Here is a 20,941-nt window from a genome sequence, read left to right on the forward strand (position 1 = left end):
CCGAGAAGGACAGACACAGGTGATCACTCCTGCCCCGCCCCCCTCACGCACGCAACCGGGTACGGACGCGAAGGAGGCGTCGATCACGGCCTGGGCGCTCGCCGCGCGCACCGGTGACCCCGACGCCGTCGACCACTTCGTACGGGCCCTGCACCGGGACGTCCGCCGCTACGTGACCTTCCTCGGCGCCGATCCGCAGAGCGCCGACGACCTGACCCAGGACACCTTCCTGCGGGCCCTCGGCAGCCTGCACCGTTTCGAAGGACGTGCCTCGGCCCGCACCTGGCTTCTCTCCATCGCCCGCCGAGCGGTGGTCGACAGCATCCGCTACGACGCCTCCCGGCCCCGCCTGGCGGCCACGGACGACTGGGAGTCGGCCGCCGAGCGCACCCAGCCGCGGGATCTGCCGGGCTTCGACGACGGCATCGCCCTCGCCGAACTGCTGGCCATGCTCCCCGCCGACCGCCGCCGGGCATTCGTCCTCACCCAGGTGCTCGGGCTGCCCTACGCGGAGGCGGCCGACGTCAGCGAGTGCCCGACCGGGACGGTGCGTTCACGCGTCGCCCGAGCCCGCACCTCCCTGATCGAATGGCTGAACGACGCCGAGCGCCCCGTGCCGGTGGCCCCCGCCGCGTGACGGCTTTCCGCACGGCGGCGGACCCGGGTCACTCGAGTGGCCCGGGCTCGCCGCGGGGCGGCCTCGGCCTCCGGCCGCCGCCGCGACGAACCGCGCGCGGAGTCACGATCGACCACGTCCGGACGCGTCCCGGGCAGCGGAACGGCGGGTACGGACACCACTGACCGCGTTCGACGGGACCGCAGGCGCTCGCCGAGGCGGGCGCGGGCGGCCGGCACGTGGTCGACTTCTGCCCGCTGTTCCATGTGGTCGAGGAATCCGACCGTCGCTGGGAACACCGAGGGCTCCCCTCCGCGATCGGCGCCCGGCACCGCACCGCCGGTGGGAGGGACAGGGGCGGACGCAGGCCGGCTCCGGGGCCTTCCCCTGGCGGTACCGCAAGCGCCCCCCTGAAACGCGGACAGTGTCCGCCGGGCGTGGCCCGGCGTTCACGTGGTGCTCCGGCGCGCGAAAGGCGCACGCCGTGGACGGTGTGAGCCCTGTACGCGCCCCCGCGGCGGTACGGACAATGCGCAGTGGCCGTGATCACGCGGCGGGAGGCGCGGCGTCGTCCGACCGCCGCCCTCCGGGGAAAGCAGGTCGATCGCCATGCTGTTGCGTCTGCCCACATCCGTGTCCGAAGCGCAGGAGTGCATGGCCGAGGGAGCGGTGCCCATCGGCGGTGCCACCCTCGTGTGGGCCACCTGGCAACGGGACGGCTTCCCGGAACTGGCCATGTCGCTGCGCGACCTGCCCGAGGCGACCGCGGTCGGACCCGAAGAGCTGGGGGCGGCCGTGGTGCTCCACCGCGTCGACGACCGCGTACCGGAGGTACTGCGAAGGGCGGCCGGCACGGTGGGAACCGGAGCCGTACGCCGGACGGCCACGGTCGGCGGCAACCTCGTCGGCAGCAGCCTGCGCTGCCTGCTGCCCGCCGCCCTCGTTCTGGACGCCCGCGCCACGGTGCTGGGGCCGGACCGGGCCTACGAGACCGACCTCGCCGAGGTCATGGCGAAGCGTCACCTGCTGCTCGCCCTGAGCTGGCGCATCCCGGTGGCCAGCGGCTACCGCAAGCAGCCCGCCGAGGCCGGCGGGCCGCCGCCGCTGGTCGTCGCCACCGCCGTGCACGCCGACGGAGAGGGCCGGCGCCGACTGCGGGTCTCCGTGCGCGACGGTTACGAGGTGCTCAGCGAGACCGCGCCGTGCGACGCGGGCGTCGACGAGGCGCTCGACACGCTGGAGCGGACGGACGTCGGCGCGCTGCCTCCCGTTGCCCGGGACGTGGTGCGTGAGCAGGTCGCCGACATCCTCGGTCCACTCACCGGTCGTTGACGGAGCCGGCCACCCCGCGGCCGGCGTCAGCCGTTCGCCAGCTCCTTGACCCGGTCGAGTGCCCCGTTGAACTTGTCGTGGTCCCCGACGATCGGCCCGGACGAGGTGTACTGCCACATCGTGTGGTAATCCCAGCCGGCCGGGAGGGGGCCCACGGTCGAGGCGTACCGGGCGATCCACAACGGGTTCGTGGAGCCGAAACCGCTGTAGTCCCCGGTGCACTGCTTCCACCAGCTGGTGGACGTGTAGATCACGGCGTGGCGGCCGGTGCGCGCCTTGTACCGGTCCAGGAAGTCGCTGATCCAGCCGACCATCTCACTCGGGGTTCTGCCGTAGCAGGTCTCCCCGTACGGGTTGTACTCGATGTCGAGCACGCCCGGGAGCGTCCTGCCGTCCTTCGACCAGCCGCCGCCGTGGTCGACGAAGTAGTCGGCCTGGGCCGCGCCGCCGGAACCGTCCGGGATCGCGAAGTGGTACGCGCCGCGGATCATTCCGACGTCGTACGAACCGCTGTACTGCTGCGAGTGGTAGGGGTTCCGATAGGACGTCCCCTCGGTGGCCTTCACGTAGGCCCACTTCACCCCGCTGTTCCACAGGGCCGCCCACGCGACGCTGCCCTGATGGCTGGAGACGTCGACCCCTTCCGTCTGGGTGGCCCGGGTGCCGGCGGGGCGCCCCTGGACTCCCTCGTGGGCGAGAACGCCTCCGCCCATGTAGGCGGAGCCGCGGACGGGTGGCCCCGCGTCGTCGGCCGACGCGGGGACCGCGGACACGGTGAGGAGGAGTGAGTGGGCGGCGAGGAGGACGCCTGACGTGAGCAGGCGGCGTGAGTGGCTGGAGGCCACGGCTATGGGTCTGCGCATGGCACCCATCCGATCCGCTGTCCCGCCCGACCGCATCTCACAGTCGGCCGTACGGTGTTGGGGGGGCGGGTCCCCGAGGCGCGAAGTCGTGTCACCCACCAGGTGAACGAGTTCCCCGCAACCCCGCCGGTCCCGGGCCCGGCGCACGGCTCCCGACGGCACACGGCGCACACGGCTGCCGGGAACGGCTTGACCGACGGGCCGACGCACAGGGACGCCCGAGGCGCCCCTGTGCGTCGGCCCGAGGCCGTCAGCGTCCCCGTCCCTCGCGGACCCCGCGCACCAGGACGGCCAGGGCCCCCGCGGCCAGGCCGAGGGCGAGCACGCCCAGCAGCGTGCGGTCGGAGACGGCGTCCCCGAGGCGGGACGCGCGCTGCTCCCAGGCGAACTCCGTGTCCACGCCCATCAGCGACGGCAGCGCCGACGTGCCGTCGAAGAGCAGGAACACCACGCCCAGGGCGATGAACATCGCCCCGCCCAGCAGTGACGTGGAGTGCGTCCGCAGCGGGCCCAGTCGCACCGGCCGCCCGCGCAGCCACTGCCGTCGGCCCAGGTCGAACCGGTCCCACAGCGCCGCGAGCAGGAACATCGGCACGGCCATGCCCAACGCGTACACCGCGAGCAGCGCCCCGCCCCGCCAGGGGTCACCGCCGATCGCGGCGACCGTGAGGACGCTGCCGAGGATGGGACCGGCGCAGAAGCCGGCCAGCCCGTACACCGCACCCAGTGCCGTCACGGACAGTGCCGAACCCGACCGGCGTCCGCCCGCGGCCTGCTGCATACGGCGCGAACCGAACCCCAGGCCCAGCACCTGCGCCGCCCCGAGGGCGATGACGAGCCAGCCGCCCGCCGTGACCAGCAGGTCGCGGTGACCGTAGAAGAGGCGCCCGGCCAGCGATCCCGCCACGCCCAACGGCACCATGGTCAGGCACAGCCCCGCGTAGAACAGCGCGGTGCGCCCCAACAGCCGGGTGCGGCTGGTGAACGAGTAGGCGAAGAACGCGGGCAGCAGAAGAGCCGAGCAGGGGCTGAGCAGCGCCAGCAGCCCGCCGAGGAAGGCGACCGCGAAGCCCGGGTCACTCATCGGTGCCACCCTGTGCCCGCGCTCCTTCGGCGGCCTCGGCCGCCTCGACCGCCTCGGCGAACACGTCCGTGGGCTGGGCGCCCAGGATCGGCCGGCCGTTGACGAGGAAGGCGGGGGTGCTGCTGACGCCGAGCGCGTAGCCCTCCTCGACGTCCCGGGACACGGCCGCGTCGGCCGCGGAGGAGTTCATGTCCGCGCGGAAGCGGTCGAGGTCCTCGATCCCCGCCTCCTCGGCCATGGTGAGCAGCGCCTTCTCGGCGAAGTCGCCCTTGTTGCGCTCGCGCGGATGGGCGTATGCGGTGTCGTGGAACTGCCAGAACCGGCCCTGCCGCCCCGCCGCCCAGGAGGCGCGGGCCGCCTGCTCCGACTCCGCGCCGAAGAGCGGGAAGTGGCGCCACTCGATCCGCAGCACACCCTTCTCGACGTAGTCGCGCAGCAGTTCCGGCTTGCTCTCGCGGGCGAACCGGCCGCAGAAGGGGCACTGGAAGTCCGAGTACTCGATCAGTACGACCGGCGCGTCCGGCTTCCCCAGGGCGTACGGGTCACCGGACTCGCGTCGGGCGAGCGCGAGCAAGGAGGGATCGGCGGGAGCCGCCGCGGACGGAGCGGCGGAGGCCGACGTGCCGGCGGGACGGCCGGCGGAGTCCCCGCCGCCGGCCAGGGCGACGACGGCGACGACGACGGCGGTCACCAGGACGAGGCCGGCGAGGACCGGCCGCAGCCGGCGGCGCGATACCGCACCGCTGCCGGGGGCGGCGCCCGCACGGGGCTTTGCGGGCAGGCGTGATTCAGCGTTCATGGGTCGACTCCACAGCAGGAGGGAGAGGGTGAGACGGAGCGCGGGGGAGGGCTCCGGGGAAGCGCGGCGGACGGCGCTCAGGTGCGGACCGGCAGCGGACAGGCCTCGGCCGTCGACAGCCTGCGCAGTGCCGCCTCGGCCAGCAGCACCAGCGAGGCGACGGCGACGACCGGCTGGAGCGGAGCCCAGTAGGTCAGCGCGCCGGAACTGCCGAGCAGCAGCAGGACCACCTTGTTGCAGACGGGACAGCCCACGGCCAGGAAGGACAGGAGGCCGCCGAGCGGGCCCAGCCTGCTGCCGGGACCGTCGGTCCGCGGCGAGTCGGCCGTCCCCGGAAGGCGGACGAAGGTGGCCAGGACCACGCCCGCCAGCGCGGCGGTGGCGGCGAGGACCGGATAGTTCCACCACTGGACGGGGACGGCCCGGCCGAAGAAGGGGGAGGGCACGACCGCGGTGGGGACACCCACGACGGCGGCGGTCAGAGCGGCACCGGCTCCGGCGGCGGCCCACTGGGCGGTCCGCCAGGACGCGAGGGCCGCTCCCGCCCGGCGCGGCGACCGGGAGGAGGAAGACATGGGGAATGGACTCCGTTCGAAAGGATGCGACGGACGCGGCACGGAAGTCCGGTCTAGATCCTCAGAACGGTGGTCGAGGTACTACTGGCACAGCCCGGCGGCGGCGCGGTCCCCGAGGCCGGATGCCGGGGCGGGGACGACAGCGGCGTCCCGCGCTGCGAGCCCGTGTCCACGGACCCGGCGGGCGACGGCTCGGGAACGCGGAGGTCCCCGCGCGCCGAAGAGGGCTCGGACAGCCCCTTCTTCTCGCACGGACGAGGCAACGCCGGTTCGTCCGCCGTCGGTCCGGCCGCGGAGGGGACGTCGGCGGAGGACACGACGACCGACGACGAGTAGCCGGTCACGGCCGTCCCGTCGCCGGTGGCCGGAGAGCGGCTCGCCCCCGACACGCACAGCACGGCGACGGCCACGGTGACCATCGCCAGTACGCAGCGCAGCAGCGACACCGCTCGGGTCTGCCTGCCGCGCTGGGACATCGGGGACGGCTCCTGCTGCTGTGACTGCTGGGGACGGACGTATGCGGAAGCCACCCTACATACCCCCCGTCGAGCCGGTCGACGCCGCCTTGCAGAGCGATCGAATCGAGCTTCCCGAGGGGTGGACGAGTCGTCGCGGGCTCCGGGCGGCCGAGTCGCCAAAAGCCGTACCCACCGCGACAGGCAACGAGCCATACCCAGAACCCTGGGCCCCGCCGATCCCACGAATGACCTACGACGGCGGGTTCTTGCTGATGCTCGACGCGCCGTTCGACGCGGACGAGGCCACGCTGGACGTCTCGGCGGCGAACTGCGGCGTCATCCGGCCGCCGATGTGCCATCTCCACCTGGACGACGCGGGCGACCGGCAGATCCGGCTCTCCGGCAGCTGCCTCACCACCGGCCAGGTGGCCGAGGGAGCGCGCCGCGGCCGGCCCGGTTCATCAAGGACCAGGCACCCGCCTGACCGCCCGGCGGGCCCCTACCACGCCGGTGTACGCCCCCACGCGCCCGCAGGCACGGTTTCGGACACGCCCTCACGCATGCCCGGCTCTAACGGCCGAGACCGCCGTCCTTCACCAGGCCCGCCTCGTAGGCGATGATCGCCGCCTGCACCCTGTTACGGACCTCCAACTGCGTGAAGATCGCGCTGACATACGTTTTGATCGTGCCCTCGACCAGGTGCAGACGCTGGGCGATCTCCGCGTTCGACAGGCCGGCCCCCAGCATGCCGAGGACCTCCTGCTCCCGCTTGGTCAGCAGGGTCGTGCGCTCCCCCGCCACCACCGAGAGCGGCGAGGGCGCCCGGCGCAGCTCGGTCATCAGCCGGCGCGCGACCAGCGGGGAGAGGCAGGAGCCCCCGGCCGCCACGGCCCGTACCCCGGAGATCAGGTCCCGCGGGTCGGACGCCTTGAGCAGGAAACCGGCCACCCCCTGGTCGAGGGCCCGCTCGATGTACTTGTCCTCGCCGAAGGTGGTGAGGACGACGACCGCCGTGTCCGGGTTGGTTTTCCGCAGCTCACCCGCGGCCGTCAGGCCGTCCGTCTCCGGCATCCGGATGTCGAGCAGCGCCACGTCGGGCCGGTGCTTGCGGGCCAGTTCGACCGCTTCACGCCCGTCGGACGCCTCGGCGACCACCTCGATGCCCGGCTCGGTGGTCAGGATGGAGCGAACCCCGGCCCTGACGATGGTCTCGTCGTCGGCGAGCAGTACGCGAATCATGCGTTCCCTTCCTGGAGTTCAAAGCGTGTCCTTGGCCGTCAGGACATCGTTCTCGAAGCACAACCGGTACATCGTGTCGGTGAAGTCGAGGAGGCTGGAGCTCGCCCGGTAGTACTCGCACCCGGCGCCGGCCGGAACGGGCGGCTCCGAGGTGACCGGCGGCGGCTTCCTGATCCGACGCGTCGGCAGCATCGGCGCCAACTCTGCGCGGGTCTCACCGACCCGGATACGGGCGTAGTCCTCGGGAGCGACCGAGGTGGTCGCCGCGGTGAAGACGTAGAGCCCCACGAGGAACGTCACGAGGGCGGCGCCGAGCACCACCGGTATCAGCGCGGCCCGTCGGGCGTCCCGCCTGAGCCGTGCCCTGGTCCGCAGCAGCGCGGTCCGCGAGGCGCTCCCCCACGGCGCGGGATGTGCGGTGGGGGCGCCGTCGGCCGCGGATCCGGCGTCGTCCCCAGGGGCGCTCGAGCCGGTCCCGGTGCCGTCGTGCTCGTCGGAGTACGGTCCGCCGGCGCCGGCGCCGGGCGGCTCGGCGGACCTGGACGGCGCGGAGGCCGTGCACGGCAGCCGCGCCCTCACCTCGAAGCCACCGGGCCGGAAGCCCGTCCGCAGGGTTCCCCCCGCGAGGCGGACCCGCTCGTCGAGCCCGATCAGTCCAAAACCGCTGCCCACCGCGGACGCGCCCCGGTCCTGTGCCAGCCGCTCGTTGACGACCGACACCACGGTCTCGTCCGCCGTGTGCGTCACCCGTACGGTGATCGGGGCACCCGGTGCGTGCTTGGCCGCGTTGGTCAGCGCCTCCTGCGCCACCCGGTAGGCCGCGAGGTCGGACAGCAGCGGCGTACCGCGCCGGGCCGGCACCGCGTCCTCGTGGAACTCCACCGGCGTGCCCGACTGTTGGAACCGGCGTACGAGCTGGGCGATCGTCTCGTGAGCGGGAGTCAGCGACGGCGTGGGGTCCTCCCGCAACAGGCCGATCACCTCGTGCAGCCGCTCGGTGGCCATGGTGCACCGCTCCCGCAACTGGCCGGCGGATGCGCGGTGCTGCTCCGACAGGCCGGGGGCCAGCTCCAGCCCGCCGGCGAGCAGGGCCATCACGCTCAGCTCGTGGCCGAGGGAGTCGTGGATGTCCTGGGCGATCCGGGCCCGCTCCTTGAGCCGGGCCTGATCGGCGATGTAGCGCTGCCGCCACTCCAACTGCTCGGCGTGCTCCCAGCCCGCGTGCGCCAGCGCGGTGCGCTGGCTCCACCAGTTGCCCGCCCACCAGGGCAGGACGCAGGCGATGAACTCGGTCATCAGCAGGCTCAGCCAGTCCTTGGTGTCGGCGAAGGCGCCGGCCGTCGGGAGTCCGGCCGCCGCGACACAGACGAACACCAGGTGCGCGGGCCAGATCCGGGCCAGTCTGCGGCCCGCGAGACAGCTGAGGACCGCGGCCGCCACGGTCGGCCACAGGCTCGCGCCGAACCACGGGTAGAAGAGGGTGAGGAGCGCCGCGAACAGCAGGGACAGCAGCGGCGCCGTGCGCTGCACCACCACTGCGGCCGTGACGACCACGCAGGCGGTCAGCCAGCCGGCCGGCGTGGTCACGAGCGCTTCCATGGTGAACGCGGAGGGCACGAGCAGCATCAGCAGCAGCACCAGGTCGCCGCGCAGGGCGAAAGGCCGTTCGGAGCCCAGGACCCGTAGGTGCGACTCGGTTCGTCGGCGCACGGCCTGCCATCGATGCATGCCGGCACGCTACAAGAGGGCGTGCCGCCTCCGGACCTGCCGAAAGTCGCATGCGGTCGTTGCCGATCGCCAGATGTTTCCGGCCCGCCCGGCTCCCTAGCGTCGAGGACGTGACTGTGGAAGGAGCCACCAGGCGATGATCACTTTGGACCGGCTGACCAAGAGGTACGGCGACAGGACGGCCGTCTCGGATCTCTCGTTCGAGATCAACCCCGGAAAGGTCACGGGATTCCTCGGCCCGAACGGCGCGGGAAAGTCGACCACCATGCGCATGATCGTCGGTCTGGACGCACCGACGTCCGGGCGAGCACTCGTGGCGGGAAAAAGGTACGAGGCCATGCGGCACCCGCTGCGCGAGGTCGGCGCGCTGCTCGACGCGCGCGCGGGCCACCCCGGCCGCTCGGCCCACTCGCACCTGCTGGGCCTGGCCCGCAGCAATGGCATCCCGGCATCCAGGGTCGACGAAGTACTGGCGACCGTCGGCCTGACCGAGGTGGCGAAGAAGCGCATCGGCTCCTTCTCCCTCGGCATGGGCCAGCGGCTCGGGATCGCCGCGGCGCTGCTCGGCGATCCGGAGGTGCTGCTCTTCGACGAGCCGGTCAACGGACTCGACCCGGACGGTGTGCGCTGGATCCGTGAACTGATGCGTTCCCTGGCCTCGGAGGGCAGGACCATCCTCGTCTCCAGTCACCTGATGAGCGAGATGCAGGAATCCGCCGACCACCTCCTGGTCATCGGCCGCGGAAAGATCATCGCCGACGCGCCGATCGAAGAGGTCATCGCGGGCAGCTCGCTGACCGCCGTCCGGGTCCGGACGCCGCAGCCCGACGTGCTCAGGCGGGAACTGCTGCGGTCCGGCCTGAGGATCGAGCCGGACACGAGCTCCTCGTCCGACGAACTCCTCGTCGTCGGCGGCACCTTGGAGGAGATCGGCGACCTGGCGTTCCAGCACCGCGTCCCCCTCCGCGAACTGAGCATGCGCAAGGCCAGCCTGGAACAGGCGTACATGGAACTCACCGCGGCGAGCGTGGAGTACGGCTCTCCCGCGCTCTCCCAGGTCACCGAAGCCCCGGCCCGTCAGAAGGCGTAACTGGACATGACTACTACCACCGTCCCCAAGCTCGTGGGCCCCGTCAAAGGCGGCGGCTTCAAGGGCGCAGTCGCGTTCGAGTGGACGAAGTTCTGGAGCGTCCGGGCCACCTGGTGGAACCTCGCCGTCGGCCTGCTGCTCACCGTGGGTTTCGCCGCCATGGTCGGCGCGTCGGCCGACGCCAGTGCGCAGAAGGGCGTCGACGTCACGATGCCCGCCCCGCACCACGCGGCACAGGCGTTCCTCATCTCCCAGTTGACCGTGGTGGTGCTGGCCACCCTCGCCCTCACCAGCGAGTACTCCAGCGGTTCCATCCGCACCACGCTCCAGAGCGTTCCCGCCCGCGGCCGGATGCTCCGGTCCAAGACGCTGGTCGTGATGGCCGTCGTGGTCGCCGCCGGTTTCGTCTTCAGCGCGTTCGGCACCCTGGTGGCGGCGTCCCTGATGGGTGACCACGGTGCCTATTCGGGCGGCGAGTTCCTCGGCACCGCGCTCGGCGCGGGGGTCTACCTCTCTCTTCTCGCCGTGATGTCCATCGGTCTCGGCACGGTCCTGCGCAGCGCCGCCGGCACCATCACGACCGTGATCATGGTGCTGCTGGCGCTGCCGCAGCTGATGGGCGTCATCGGTGCCAAGTGGCTGGAGACCGCCTCGGACTACATGCCCAGCGTGGCCGGCACCGTGCTGCTGACGCAGGACACCGACCCCTACGGCGCCGGGACCGCGCTGATCGTCCTCGTGCTGTGGGCGCTCGCCGCGTACGTCGCCGGCTCCGCGGCGCTGCGCCGGCGCGACGCCTAGCCTGACTCTGCTGGGGATCTCGGGATGTCGGTTCCGCCCGCCGCCTGCTCGAAGAACTCGACACCGGCTACGTCGTCGCCGTGCCGACATCCCAGCAGATCAAGTCCCCGGCTGGCAGCTGGCGCGTCGACCAGCTGGAGTGCTAAGGGATGGGCACCGCCTGTCCCGTGACCCGGACGCGGGGATCCTGGGGGCTCACGTCGATCAGCAGGTCGCTGGGGCGGCCCATGTCCTCACCCTGGCGGATCGCGATCGTGCCGGGGCGGGTGACCAGGCCCAGTTCACGGAGGTACCCGCCGAACGCGGCGGCCGCCGCTCCCGTCGCCGGATCCTCCACGACGCCGCCGACGGGGAACGGGTTGCGGGCGTGGTAGCGCTCCGCGGACTCGCGCCAGACCAGGTCCACCGTCGTCCAGCCGTGGCGCCGCATGATCTCGGCGAGCTCCTCGAAGTCGTAGTCGAGGCCGGCCAGCCGGGCCCGGGACGCGGCGGCGAGCACAAGGTGGTCGTTGCCGCCGAACGCCACGTGGGCGGGCAGGGCGGGGTCCAGGTCGGCTGCGGACCAGCCGAGCGCCCCGAGCGTGGCGTCGAGTTCCGCGGCGAGAGCCGGACGGGAACGCGTCGGCACGCTGGTGAGGGTGGCCCGCACCGCTCCGGCGTCATCGGCCGCGGTGGACACGGGGATCTCGCCGGCGGGGGTGTCGAGGACGATCCCGCCGGGCCCCAGCCGCTGGGCGAGAGCGACGGCCAGCGCGACCGTCGCGTGCCCGCAGAACGCCACCTCGGTGAGGGGACTGAAATAGCGGACCCGGAACCGTCGCGCCGCCTCGTCGCCGCCGGTGACGAAGGCCGTCTCGGAGTAGCCCACTTCGGCGGCGATCGTCCGCATCGCCGTGCTGTCGAGCCCGGAGGCGTCGAGGACCACCCCGGCCGGATTCCCGCCCTCGGGGACGTCGGTGAAGGCGGAGTAGCGCAGGACTCCTGTCTCGGCAGGCTGCTCGGAACGGTCTTCCACGTCGCTCGGTCCCCTCACGTCGGTGGTCATGACCCCACCCTGTCATCCTGTCATGCCGCACGGCACCCGACGCCGCACCGACCGGCCGGTGGGCGCCGGCCCGAAGGGGACTGCCGTACGCAGGGTCCCGGTGCGCCCCGACGGCCACGTCGCCCGACCGGCCCCCGGGCGGACGTCAGTCGAACGGAGTGAGGAAGTCCCGTGTCCGCAGGGGCCGGTCGACGATGCGGGTGTCGCCGATCCAGCCGTAGAAGCCCTGTCCGAAACGCCCGTCGAACTGGGTGCCCCCGAGAACGAAGGGCTTGCCGAGGGTGGCGATTCCGGTGGAGGGGGCGGTGGGGTTGCGGGCGATCTTCGAGCCGTCCACGTACACGACGGTGCGGCGGCCGTCGTTGACCACGGCGACGTGCATCCAGCGCCCCACCGGCACGGCATGGCTCCACGACGTGGGATCCGCGTCCTGGCGGTGGGGGTACACGACGAACTGCAGGAACCGCTCCGGGGACAGGTTGAGGCTGCACGTGGGCTCGAGCGGAGACCAGCCGGTGGTCTTGCCCGCGTCCCCGTTGCGCCCCTCCCAGCTGAGGATGCCCATCCAGCTGTGATCGCCCTCGAACGGCTCGGGCAGCCGGACGAAGGTCTCGATGGTGTACCCGCGCAGGAACTTCTCGTTGTTCAAGGGCGCCCGCGGGCCCGTGCGGAGGACGGCGCCGCGGTCCGGCCCCTTGCCGCCGTCGAAGCGGAGGCTGGCGTGCGCGGGCTGCCCGGGATGGTGGTCCGGCGACCAGGTGAGCGCCTCGGGCCCGCTGGAGTGCAGGCGGCCGACGACGAGGTCGTTGCCGTGGCCGGAGAGGTCGCGCACGACGGAGCCGTCCGCGACCGGGCCGTCGTGCGCGGTGGTCGTCATGCCGGAGGCGTCGAACCTCCAGTAGGCGACCGTGCCGCGCGGCATCACCGCGGCGGCGGGGCGGGGCTTCGGTGCCACGACGGGGGAGAAGCCCCGGAAGCGCTCGTCGAAGTCGATGCTCAGGCTGAACCGGTCGGCGGGGCCGGTCAGTTCGACCGTCTCGGCCTCCAGCGGCGTCCGCCGCCCGGGGTCGCGGGCCAGGAACCACGGCGCGAACGTCTCCACGTCGATCACTCCGCGCACGACGTCGAACCCGTAGGTCCGGATCATGCCGGCGCCGCCGTAGTAACGGTCCTGGTAGTTGGTGATGTGGATGTGGACATCGTTGTCGGCGTCGTTGCGCAGAACCGTGCGGCCGGGCGGCCAGTAGTGTCCGCCGAGCGCCAGGAAGATCTGGTCGTTGCCGCGGATCAGGCCGTCCCACAGCCGCTGCCCGTTGCCGGACAGCCGGGCCGATCCCTCGTCGTCCGCGAAGGCGAGGTCGTGCGTGGTGAGCACGGCGGGCAGGGCGGGGTGCGCGTCGAGCACCCCCTGCGCCCATGCCGTGCCCTTGTCGCTGATCCTCCAGTCCAGGGCGAGGACCAGCCAGTCGCGGCCCGCGGCACGCACGACGTGGTAGCTGTTGTAGCCGTCGGGCGAGGCGCCCTTGAAGGTCGGCATCGAGGCGTAGCGCCGGGGCCCGAACTCCCGCAGGTAGGCGGAGTCGCCGCGCTGGTCGTCCGTCGACGACGCGATGTCGTGGTTGCCCGCCAGCACGCTGTAGGGCACCTTGCCGTGCAGCGTGCGGAAGGTCTGGGCGGCGCGGCGGATCTCGTCCTCGGTGCCGTGCTCGGTGACGTCGCCGAGGTGGGTCATGAAGGCGATGTTGGCCTCGGACCGGTCGGCCACCAGGTAGCGGAAGGTCTCCCGCAGGGGGGCGGGGTCGGTGCTGTCCGCGTCGAACAGGTACTGCGTGTCCGGCAGGACGGCCAGCGTGAAGCGCGGGCTGCCGGTGTCGAAGCGCCGTCCGCCGGACGCCTCGGCGGCCCGCGCGGGCACCGCTCGAGGCTCACGGTGCTCACGGGCGTTGACCGTGTGCTGACGGTGAGCTGAACGCCGCATGGTGGGCGGCGGGCCACTGAAGGGGCTGGTGGGGCCGGCGGGGTGCGGACGGGTCAGGCGTCGCCGTCCACGGAGGCGCGCAGCCGTGCGCTGGCCATCCGCATGTGCTCGGCCATCGCGCGGTCCGCGGCCTCCGGGTCGCGCGCGCGGATCGCCTGGAGCACCGCGTCGTGCTCGCACAGCGTGCCGCTGACGGTGCCTTCGATGTCGCTGACGCGCTCCATCCAGACCTGGAGCAGCGCCCGGATGCTGTGCAGGATGTCGCTGAGGACGGTGTTGCCCGCGATGCGGGCCGTCTCCAGGTGGAAGGCGATGTCGGCGTCGATGAACGCCCTGACGTCGCCGCCCGCGTCGCGCATGTGCTGGAGATGCTCCTCCAGCAGTGCCACGTCCTCGTCGGTGGCGCGCTGTGCCGCCAGCCGGGCCGAGACACCTTCCATGTACGTGCGCACCTCGACGAGGTCCCGGGTGCGCCGCTGACCCAGCATCAGCCCCCAGTTGATCGCCCGGGGCAGGAACTCGGAGGTGCCCTCGCGCACGTAGGAGCCGGAGCCCGGGCGGATCTCGATGATCCCGAGGACGTCCAGGGCGGACAGTGCGCCGCGCACGCTGGAGCGTGCGACGCCGAGGGCCTCGGCCAGCTGCCGTTCGGCGGGCAGCCGCGTGCCGGGCCGGATGTGGCCGGCCGAGAGGTGGTCGAGGAGCCGCTTGGCGACCTCGCTCACGGAGGACTCGCGTACCACGGGGCGCAGCAGCTGCGCGAGATCGGGCGCGGCGGCGGAGCTCTGCTGATCAGGCTGACTGGTCACGGTCACCAGTCAACCAGATGCCGTACCCACCCGACTGACCAGGCGGTTCACCCATCCCTTGGGTGTGGTTTGTCAAGAGTTGGGCCGCCGGGAAATCTATGATCGTCACCACACTGGTAAATTGGTGACCAATTTGGTCCCGAGGCATAGCGTGAGGGCGAACCGGCCGGCCGCCCCGTGGCGACCGTCCGGCACGACCCACCCCGGACGGAGCTGTCCGGGCGAGCCGAGGAGTCGCCATGGGTGCCCAAGCGCCATCCGCGGCAGTCGAGAGAACTGCCATCAAGAAGGTCTCAGTCCGCCTCGTGCCGTTCGTGGCGCTGATGTTCTTCGTGAACTATCTGGACCGCACGGCGGTCTCGTTCGCCGAACCGAACGGCATGGGACAGGACCTCGCCCTGACCGCCGCCCAGTTCGGCTTCGCGTCCGGGATCTTCTTCCTCGGCTACATCGTGCTCGAGGTCCCCAGCAACATGGCCCTGCACCGCTTCGGGGCCCGCCGCTGGCTGGCCCGGATCATGGTGACGTGGGGCATCGTCTCCCTGTTGTTCACGTGGGTCAGCAGCAGCGGCCAGCTGTACACCCTGCGCTTCCTGCTCGGCGTCGCGGAGGCCGGATTCTTCCCCGGCGCGATCCTGTTCCTCAGCCAGTGGGTGCCCTCCCGCCACCGCACCAAGATCCTCGGCCTGTTCTACCTCGCCCAGCCGCTGACCACCGTGTTCGGCGCCCCGCTGGCGGGCTGGCTGATCGGCCGCCACGGCCTGTTCGGTCTCGAGGGCTGGCGCGTGATGTTCCTGTTCGTGTCGCTGCCCGCGATCATCCTCGGCGTCGTCGCCTGGTTCTACCTGATCGACAAGCCCGCCGACGCCAAGTGGCTCACCCCGGCCGAGCGCGACTGGCTGACCGGCGAGCTCGCCGCGGAGAACGCCCAGAAGACCGGGCACGAGAGCAAGCACGCGAAGGGCGACCTGAAGAAGGCCTTCACCAGCGGCCGGGTCTGGACCCTCGCCGCGGTCTACTTCGGCTTCGTCTACGGCCTGTACGCCCTCGCCTTCTTCCTGCCGACCATCATCAACGGCTTCCAGGAGCAGTACGACACCACGTTCAGCGTGATGGACAAGGCCTGGATCACGGCCATCCCGTACCTGCCCGCGGCCGTCGTCCTCTTCTTCTGGAGCCGGCACGCCACCCGCCACGGCACCCGCACCTGGCACGTGGCCGGCCCGGCCGTCGTCGGCGGCGTCTCCATCCCCCTCGCCCTCTACATGGGCTCGCCGACCGCCACGGTCGCCGTGATCACCGTGACCGCCTGCGCCATCTTCGCCGCCCTGCCGGTCTTCTGGTCCGTGCCCTCCCGGTTCCTGACCGGAGCCGCCGCCGCGGCGGGCATCGCCCTGATCAACACGGCCGGGAACGTCGCCGGATTCGCCTCCAGCTACATCACCGGCTGGCTCAAGGACTGGACCGGCGCCTACTACGTACCGCTCTACCTCGTCGGCTTCTTCATGCTGCTCTCCGCCGCCCTGATGGTCCGGCTCGCCGCCCGCCACCGCACCGACGAACCGGCCGCCGACCCCGAGCACAAGGCCATGGAGGCCCTTCGATGACCCGCCTGTTCAACGACCCCGCCGCCTTCGCCGACGAGGCGCTGGAAGGCTTCACCGCCGCCCACCGCCGCTGGGTCCGCTCCGTCACCGGCGGAGTCGTCCGGGCCACGGCCACGCCGGCCGGTCAGGTGGCCGTGGTGATCGGCGGCGGCTCGGGCCACTACCCCGCCTTCTCCGGCCTCGTCGGCCGGGGCCTGGCGCACGGAGCCGCGGTCGGCAACGTCTTCGCCTCGCCCTCCGCCCAGCAGATCCGCTCCGTGGCCAGGGCCGCGCACGGCGGCGCCGGGGTGCTCCTGATGTACGGCAACTACGCCGGTGACGTCCTGCACTTCGGGCAGGCCGCCGAGCGGCTCGCCGCCGACGGCATCGACGCCCGGACGTTCGCCGTCGCCGACGACGTCGCCAGTGCGGTCCCGGACGAGTCCGCCAAGCGCCGCGGCATAGCCGGTGACCTGCCCGTCTTCAAGGCGGCGGCCGCCGCGGCCGAGCAGGGCCTGCCCCTGGACGAGGTGCTGCGCGTCGCCGAACGGGCAGGCGCCCGCACCCGCTCCTTCGGCATCGCCTTCTCCGGCTGCACCCTGCCCGGCGCCGACCGCCCCCTGTTCACCGTTCCCGAGGCCCGCATGGCCGTCGGCCTCGGTATCCACGGGGAGCCCGGCATCGGTGAGGAGACGCTGCCCACCGCCGACGAGGCGGCACGGCTCCTGGTCGACACCCTGCTGAAGGAACTCCCCGACGACGTCGACGGCCCGGCCGGACAGCGCGCCGCCGTCATCCTCAACGGACTCGGCTCGGTCAAGTACGAGGAACTGTTCGTCGTCTACCGCAAGGTAGCGGCCCTCCTCGACGAGGCCGGCGTGGAGATCGTCGACCCCGAGGTCGGTGAACTGGTCACCAGCTTCGACATGGCCGGTGTCTCCCTCACCCTGACCTGGCTGGACGACCGCCTGGAGGAGCTGTGGCGGGCGCCGGCCGACACCCCGGCCTTCCGCAAGGGCACTCTCGACGCACCCCGACAGGACGGCCGGGACCTTCTGGCGGAGGACACCCCGGACACCGCCGTACCCCCCGCCTCCGAGACCTCCCGGCACGCCGCCGGCACCGTCCTGGCCGCGCTGGACGCGGTGGCCGCCACCGTCGACACGCACGCCGACGAACTCGGCCGCATCGACGCCGTCGCCGGCGACGGCGACCACGGCATCGGCATGCGGCGCGGCTCCACCGCCGCCCGCCGGGCAGCCGCCGACGTCCACGCTCGCGGCGCGGGGGCCGGCACCGCCCTGACACATGCCGCCGACGCCTGGGCCGACAGGGCGGGCGGCACCTCCGGCGCCCTGTGGGGCACCATCCTGCGCTCTCTCGGCACCGCCCTCGGCGACCAGGACACCCCGGACGCCGCCAGGGTCGCCGCCGGGATCACGGAGGCCTCCGCCGCCGTACGCCGGCTGGGCGGGGCCGAGGTCGGCGACAAGACCATGGTCGACGTCCTCGTCCCCTTCGCCGACACACTCGCCGACGCCGTGGCCCAGGGCCTGGGCCTCACGGACGCCTGGGACCGCGCCGCCACCGCCGCCACGCAGGCGGCCGCCGCGACCGCCGGCCTGCTGCCCCGCAAGGGCCGGGCCCGCCCGCACGCCGAGAAGTCCCTCGGCACCCCCGACGCCGGCGCGCACTCCCTCGCCCTGATCACCCGCGCCGTCCACGGCGCACTCCTCGACCACCCCCGCGAAGACCACCCCCACGACCACCTCTGAGGAAAGCCGACATGACCGACAAGCTCCGCATCGTCGTCGGGTCCGACGACGCCGGCCACCAGTACAAGGAAGCCCTCAAGCAGGACCTGCGCAGCAGCGCCCTGGTCGCCGAGGTCACCGACGTCGGCGTCGACGCCGACGGCCACACCGCCTACCCGAAGGTCGCCATCGCCGCCGCCGAGATGGTCGCCCGCGGCGACGCCGACCGCGCCCTGCTGGTGTGCGGCACCGGACTCGGCGTCGCCATCGCCGCCAACAAGGTCAAGGGCATCCGGGCCGTCACCGCCCACGACTCCTTCTCCGTCGAGCGGGCGATCCTCTCCAACAACGCGCAGGTCCTCACCTTCGGCCAGCGCGTCGTCGGCCTGGAACTCGCCCGCCGCCTGGCCGCCGAGTGGCTCACGTACCGCTTCGACGAGAGCTCGGCGTCGGCGGCCAAGGTCCAGCTGATGTGCGACTACGAGACCGCCGCGGGCGACGGGGCAGCCGCCTGATGTCCGCCTCCGCACCGTCACCCGTCCTGCTGGGGGTGAGCCTGAAGATGTACTTCGGCCACCACCAGACGCTGAACTGGTCCCGCCGGATCGCGACCCTGGCCGAACGGCATCCCGCGGTCACGTCCGGCGCCGCCCGCCTCTTCGTCCTCCCGGCCTTCCCCACGCTCGTCCCCGCCACCGGCATCCTCGCCCCGTACGGCGTCGCCATCGGCGCCCAGGACATCGCCGCCGAGGACAGCGGCCCCTACACCGGCGAGGTCGGTGGCCCCCTCCTGAAGGAGATCGGCTGCCGCTACGCCGAGGTCGGCCACGCCGAGCGCCGCCGCCTGTACGGCGAGGGCGACACCGTCGTCGCCGCCAAGACCGCCGCCGCCCTGCGCAACGGCCTCATCCCCGTCCTGTGCGTCGGCGAACGCGACGAGGCCGACCCGGCCGACGCCGCGGCCCGCACGGTCGCCGAGGCGGAACGCCTGCTGCACGGGCTGGACGGCGCGGTCGTCCTCGCCTATGAACCCCAGTGGGCCATCGGTGCCCCCGAGCCCGCCTCCGCGGACCACATCGCGACCGTGTGCACCGCCCTGCGCGGCTGGCTCGCGACCCGCCCGCGGCACGCCGGCTCCACCGTCATCTACGGCGGCAGCGCGGGCCCCGGCCTGCTGACCCGCCTGGCCGGCACCGCCGAGGGCCTCTTCCTCGGCCGCTTCGCCCACGACCCGGCGAACGTCGAGGCCATCCTCGACGAGATCCGCTCCCCGGCCCCGGCGGCGGTGGCGTGATGGCGTACGGCATCAGCACCTACGCCTACTTCTGGCGCGTCTCCGCCCGCGCGCCCGAGCCGATGAGCCTGCCCGCGATGCTCCGCGACACGGCGGAGCTCGGTGGCGAGGTCTTCCAGATCTGCGACTACGCGCCCGTCGAGTCCTACGACGCCGCGCGGCTCGCCGACGTCCGCGCCACCGCCGACGACCTCGGCCTCACCCTGGAACTCGGCACCCGCGGCATCCGCCCCGAACACCTGCTGAAGTACCTCGACATGGCGGGCGAACTGGGCGTCACCCTGGTCCGCTCCATGCTCAACACGGCCGACCACCGGCCCGGCACCGCCGAGGCGGTCGCCCTGCTGAAGGAAGCGGTGCCCCGCTACGCCGCCGCGGGCGTCACCCTCGGCCTGGAGACCTACGAGCAGGTCGCCACCGACGACCTCGTGGACGTCGTACGCGCCGTCGACAGCCCGCACCTCGGCATCGTCCTCGACCCCGGCAACAGCGTCGCCCGCCTCGAGCGGCCCGTGGACGTCGTCGCCGCCACCGCGCCGCACGTGGTCAACATCCACGTCAAGGACTTCACCTTCACCCGCCGCGACGGCTGGGTCGGCTTCACCTACGCAGGCTGCCCGCTCGGCGAAGGCCTCCTCGACCACGAGGGCATGATCGCGGCCGTCCGCGCGGCCCGGCCGGGAGACCGCGGCATCAACCAGATCGTGGAGCACTGGCTCCCGTGGCAGGACGAGGGCTACGACGCCACCGCCCGGCTCGAACACCAGTGGACGCAGCACAGCATCGACACCCTCCTGAGGAGCGAGTAATGGCCACCGAGATCCAGCACCGGGCCGACGCGAAGACCGTCGCCGTCATCGGGGCCGCCGGCAAGATGGGCCAGCGCGTCTCCGACAACCTGGTGAAGAGCGACTTCAGGGTCCTCTTCAGCGAGGCGTCCCCCAAGGGCCAGGAGCTGATCCGCGACCTGGGCCGCGAACTGACCGAGTCGACGGACGCCGCCGCCGAGGCCGACGTGGTCATCCTCGCCGTGCCGGACGTCGTCCTCGGCAAGGTCTCCGAGGAACTGGTGCCGCTGATGAAGCCGGGCACGGTCGTCCTCACCCTCGACCCGGCCGCCGCCTACGCCGGCCTGCTCCTCAGCCGTGAGGACATCCACTACGCCTGCGCCCACCCCTGCCACCCGTCGGTGTTCCTCGAGCGCACCACCAAGGAGGAGTGGCAGGACACCTTCGGCGGCATCGCCGCACCGCAGGAGGTCGTCGCCGCGTACGAGGGCGGGGACGAAGCCAAGCAGGAGCTCGCCGACGCGGTCATCCGCGTGATGTACGCCCCCGTGGTCGACGTCCACTGGGTCACCGTCAAGCAGCTCGCCGTGCTCGAACCCACCCTCGTCGAGACCATCGCCTGCATGGTCGGCGCCCTGCTGACCGAGGCCCTGCACGAGACGGTCCACACCGTCGGCGTCCCGGAGAAGGCCGCCCGCGCGATGCTGCTGGGCCACACCCAGGTCGCCCTGGCCAACACCCTGAAGGGCTCCAACCCGTTCTCGGACGCCTGCCTGATCGCCATGGACTACGGCCGCGAGTCCATCGTGCGCGACGACTGGAAGAAGGTCTTCGACGACGAGGAGCTGGACAAGGTCATCACGCGCATGCTGAAGATCAAGGAGATCAAGCGCTGACGTGCCGGCGGCCGTGACGCCGGAGGCCTGCACGGGCCTCGGGCGTCCGGCCCGCCCACGCCCGCATGCCGGACGCGGCGGTGACACCCGGCAGTCCGGACGCGCCCGCCGGCCGCCCGGAGCCGTACCGCGGCCCGGGCGGCACGGACACGCAGGCCTTCACCGAGCGGACATCCGCTGCCTCGGCTTCGAGGACCCGCGGCTGC

Annotated in this window: 20 protein-coding genes; 10 read left to right on the top strand and 10 right to left on the bottom strand. The window is 72.6% G+C overall.

Features of this window, described 5'->3' with window-relative positions:
• Positions 1-19: 19 nt before the first annotated feature.
• Complete coding sequence (locus ACP4IX_RS10325) at positions 20-637, top strand: sigma-70 family RNA polymerase sigma factor (RefSeq protein ID WP_426555316.1); 618 nt, start codon at positions 20-22, stop codon at positions 635-637.
• 588 nt (positions 638-1,225) lie between these two features.
• On the top strand, positions 1,226-1,948 hold the full coding sequence (locus tag ACP4IX_RS10330) for an FAD binding domain-containing protein (protein ID WP_426555317.1): 723 nt from the start codon (positions 1,226-1,228) through the stop codon (positions 1,946-1,948).
• A 26-nt stretch (positions 1,949-1,974) separates the two neighbouring features.
• Here ACP4IX_RS10330 and ACP4IX_RS10335 read toward each other — a convergent pair whose 3' ends face one another.
• From ACP4IX_RS10335 to ACP4IX_RS10365, 7 genes are all read right to left on the bottom strand, one after another.
• Positions 1,975-2,811, bottom strand: a complete 837-nt coding sequence (locus ACP4IX_RS10335; RefSeq protein ID WP_426555318.1) for a lysozyme — start codon at positions 2,809-2,811, stop codon at positions 1,975-1,977.
• Positions 2,812-3,061: 250 nt separating this feature from the next.
• A complete protein-coding gene (locus ACP4IX_RS10340) occupies positions 3,062-3,895 on the bottom strand; it encodes a cytochrome c biogenesis CcdA family protein (protein WP_426555319.1) in 834 nt (277 codons plus the stop codon).
• Positions 3,888-4,694 carry a DsbA family protein gene (locus ACP4IX_RS10345; protein WP_426555320.1) on the bottom strand — a complete coding sequence of 269 codons (807 nt, stop codon included), beginning with the start codon at positions 4,692-4,694 and terminating at the stop codon, positions 3,888-3,890. Before ACP4IX_RS10345 ends, ACP4IX_RS10340 begins: the two co-directional genes overlap by 8 nt.
• Before the next feature lie 77 nt (positions 4,695-4,771).
• A complete protein-coding gene (locus tag ACP4IX_RS10350; protein ID WP_426522643.1) occupies positions 4,772-5,269 on the bottom strand; it encodes a hypothetical protein in 498 nt (165 codons plus the stop codon).
• Positions 5,270-5,322: 53 nt separating this feature from the next.
• On the bottom strand, positions 5,323-5,799 hold the full coding sequence (locus ACP4IX_RS10355) for a hypothetical protein (protein WP_426555321.1): 477 nt from the start codon (positions 5,797-5,799) through the stop codon (positions 5,323-5,325).
• Between the two features lie 498 nt (positions 5,800-6,297).
• Positions 6,298-6,966, bottom strand: coding sequence for a two component system response regulator (gene absA2, locus ACP4IX_RS10360; RefSeq protein WP_426522645.1), 669 nt, complete (start codon positions 6,964-6,966; stop codon positions 6,298-6,300).
• Between the two features lie 18 nt (positions 6,967-6,984).
• Positions 6,985-8,694: a sensor histidine kinase gene (locus tag ACP4IX_RS10365; protein WP_426555322.1), complete on the bottom strand. Its 1,710-nt coding sequence runs from the start codon at positions 8,692-8,694 to the stop codon at positions 6,985-6,987.
• Positions 8,695-8,830: 136 nt separating this feature from the next.
• Here ACP4IX_RS10365 and ACP4IX_RS10370 point away from each other — a divergent pair, with 136 nt between their 5' ends.
• Both ACP4IX_RS10370 and ACP4IX_RS10375 read left to right on the top strand, forming a co-directional pair.
• Positions 8,831-9,784 (top strand): ATP-binding cassette domain-containing protein, encoded by a 954-nt coding sequence (locus ACP4IX_RS10370; protein ID WP_426555323.1) that lies wholly within the window; start codon positions 8,831-8,833, stop codon positions 9,782-9,784.
• Positions 9,785-9,790: 6 nt separating this feature from the next.
• Positions 9,791-10,585, top strand: a complete 795-nt coding sequence (locus ACP4IX_RS10375; RefSeq protein ID WP_426555324.1) for an ABC transporter — start codon at positions 9,791-9,793, stop codon at positions 10,583-10,585.
• Positions 10,586-10,727: 142 nt separating this feature from the next.
• Here ACP4IX_RS10375 and ACP4IX_RS10380 read toward each other — a convergent pair whose 3' ends face one another.
• The 3 genes from ACP4IX_RS10380 to ACP4IX_RS10390 all read right to left on the bottom strand — a co-directional run bounded on the left by ACP4IX_RS10380 (position 10,728) and on the right by ACP4IX_RS10390 (position 14,423).
• The gene (locus ACP4IX_RS10380) at positions 10,728-11,630 is read right to left on the bottom strand and encodes a PhzF family phenazine biosynthesis isomerase (RefSeq protein ID WP_426522649.1); all 903 of its coding nucleotides are present in this window, start codon (positions 11,628-11,630) and stop codon (positions 10,728-10,730) included.
• 145 nt (positions 11,631-11,775) lie between these two features.
• Positions 11,776-13,608 carry a LamG-like jellyroll fold domain-containing protein gene (locus tag ACP4IX_RS10385; RefSeq protein WP_426555325.1) on the bottom strand — a complete coding sequence of 611 codons (1,833 nt, stop codon included), beginning with the start codon at positions 13,606-13,608 and terminating at the stop codon, positions 11,776-11,778.
• A 53-nt stretch (positions 13,609-13,661) separates the two neighbouring features.
• Positions 13,662-14,423 carry a FadR/GntR family transcriptional regulator gene (locus ACP4IX_RS10390; protein WP_426522651.1) on the bottom strand — a complete coding sequence of 254 codons (762 nt, stop codon included), beginning with the start codon at positions 14,421-14,423 and terminating at the stop codon, positions 13,662-13,664.
• Positions 14,424-14,656: 233 nt separating this feature from the next.
• Between ACP4IX_RS10390 and ACP4IX_RS10395 the strand changes: the two genes are divergently transcribed.
• The 6 genes from ACP4IX_RS10395 to ACP4IX_RS10420 are packed head-to-tail and all read left to right on the top strand — an operon-like array spanning position 14,657 to position 20,735.
• Entirely contained in the window at positions 14,657-16,024 is a 1,368-nt protein-coding gene (locus ACP4IX_RS10395) for an MFS transporter (protein ID WP_426522652.1), read from the top strand.
• A complete protein-coding gene (locus ACP4IX_RS10400) occupies positions 16,021-17,778 on the top strand; it encodes a dihydroxyacetone kinase family protein (protein ID WP_426555326.1) in 1,758 nt (585 codons plus the stop codon). The genes ACP4IX_RS10395 and ACP4IX_RS10400 overlap by 4 nt, the downstream gene beginning before the upstream one ends.
• Positions 17,779-17,789: 11 nt before the next feature.
• A complete protein-coding gene (locus tag ACP4IX_RS10405) occupies positions 17,790-18,272 on the top strand; it encodes a ribose-5-phosphate isomerase (protein ID WP_426522654.1) in 483 nt (160 codons plus the stop codon).
• Entirely contained in the window at positions 18,272-19,051 is a 780-nt protein-coding gene (locus ACP4IX_RS10410) for a triose-phosphate isomerase (protein ID WP_426522655.1), read from the top strand. The genes ACP4IX_RS10405 and ACP4IX_RS10410 overlap by 1 nt, the downstream gene beginning before the upstream one ends.
• On the top strand, positions 19,051-19,860 hold the full coding sequence (locus ACP4IX_RS10415) for a sugar phosphate isomerase/epimerase family protein (RefSeq protein WP_426555327.1): 810 nt from the start codon (positions 19,051-19,053) through the stop codon (positions 19,858-19,860). Before ACP4IX_RS10410 ends, ACP4IX_RS10415 begins: the two co-directional genes overlap by 1 nt.
• Positions 19,860-20,735 (top strand): phosphogluconate dehydrogenase C-terminal domain-containing protein, encoded by an 876-nt coding sequence (locus tag ACP4IX_RS10420; protein WP_426555328.1) that lies wholly within the window; start codon positions 19,860-19,862, stop codon positions 20,733-20,735. The genes ACP4IX_RS10415 and ACP4IX_RS10420 overlap by 1 nt, the downstream gene beginning before the upstream one ends.
• Positions 20,736-20,941: the final 206 nt, after the last annotated feature.

The sequence above is a fragment of the Streptomyces sp. WG5 genome (assembly GCF_049974565.1).
In the GTDB taxonomy this organism is placed as follows: Bacteria; Actinomycetota; Actinomycetes; order Streptomycetales; family Streptomycetaceae; genus Streptomyces.

Excerpts from the sequence above, each read along its gene's own strand:
- ACP4IX_RS10330 (WP_426555317.1), top strand. The coding sequence starts at position 1,226 with ATGCTGTTGCGTCTGCCCACATCCGTGTCCGAAGCGCAGGAGTGCATG.
- ACP4IX_RS10335 (WP_426555318.1), bottom strand. The coding sequence starts at position 2,811 with ATGCGCAGACCCATAGCCGTGGCCTCCAGCCACTCACGCCGCCTGCTC.
- ACP4IX_RS10340 (WP_426555319.1), bottom strand. The coding sequence starts at position 3,895 with ATGAGTGACCCGGGCTTCGCGGTCGCCTTCCTCGGCGGGCTGCTGGCG.
- ACP4IX_RS10345 (WP_426555320.1), bottom strand. The coding sequence starts at position 4,694 with ATGAACGCTGAATCACGCCTGCCCGCAAAGCCCCGTGCGGGCGCCGCC.
- ACP4IX_RS10350 (WP_426522643.1), bottom strand. The coding sequence starts at position 5,269 with ATGTCTTCCTCCTCCCGGTCGCCGCGCCGGGCGGGAGCGGCCCTCGCG.
- absA2 (WP_426522645.1), bottom strand. The coding sequence starts at position 6,966 with ATGATTCGCGTACTGCTCGCCGACGACGAGACCATCGTCAGGGCCGGG.
- ACP4IX_RS10365 (WP_426555322.1), bottom strand. The coding sequence starts at position 8,694 with ATGCATCGATGGCAGGCCGTGCGCCGACGAACCGAGTCGCACCTACGG.
- ACP4IX_RS10370 (WP_426555323.1), top strand. The coding sequence starts at position 8,831 with ATGATCACTTTGGACCGGCTGACCAAGAGGTACGGCGACAGGACGGCC.
- ACP4IX_RS10375 (WP_426555324.1), top strand. The coding sequence starts at position 9,791 with ATGACTACTACCACCGTCCCCAAGCTCGTGGGCCCCGTCAAAGGCGGC.
- ACP4IX_RS10380 (WP_426522649.1), bottom strand. The coding sequence starts at position 11,630 with ATGACCACCGACGTGAGGGGACCGAGCGACGTGGAAGACCGTTCCGAG.
- ACP4IX_RS10385 (WP_426555325.1), bottom strand. The coding sequence starts at position 13,608 with ATGCGGCGTTCAGCTCACCGTCAGCACACGGTCAACGCCCGTGAGCAC.
- ACP4IX_RS10395 (WP_426522652.1), top strand. The coding sequence starts at position 14,657 with ATGGGTGCCCAAGCGCCATCCGCGGCAGTCGAGAGAACTGCCATCAAG.
- ACP4IX_RS10400 (WP_426555326.1), top strand. The coding sequence starts at position 16,021 with ATGACCCGCCTGTTCAACGACCCCGCCGCCTTCGCCGACGAGGCGCTG.
- ACP4IX_RS10405 (WP_426522654.1), top strand. The coding sequence starts at position 17,790 with ATGACCGACAAGCTCCGCATCGTCGTCGGGTCCGACGACGCCGGCCAC.
- ACP4IX_RS10410 (WP_426522655.1), top strand. The coding sequence starts at position 18,272 with ATGTCCGCCTCCGCACCGTCACCCGTCCTGCTGGGGGTGAGCCTGAAG.
- ACP4IX_RS10415 (WP_426555327.1), top strand. The coding sequence starts at position 19,051 with ATGGCGTACGGCATCAGCACCTACGCCTACTTCTGGCGCGTCTCCGCC.
- ACP4IX_RS10420 (WP_426555328.1), top strand. The coding sequence starts at position 19,860 with ATGGCCACCGAGATCCAGCACCGGGCCGACGCGAAGACCGTCGCCGTC.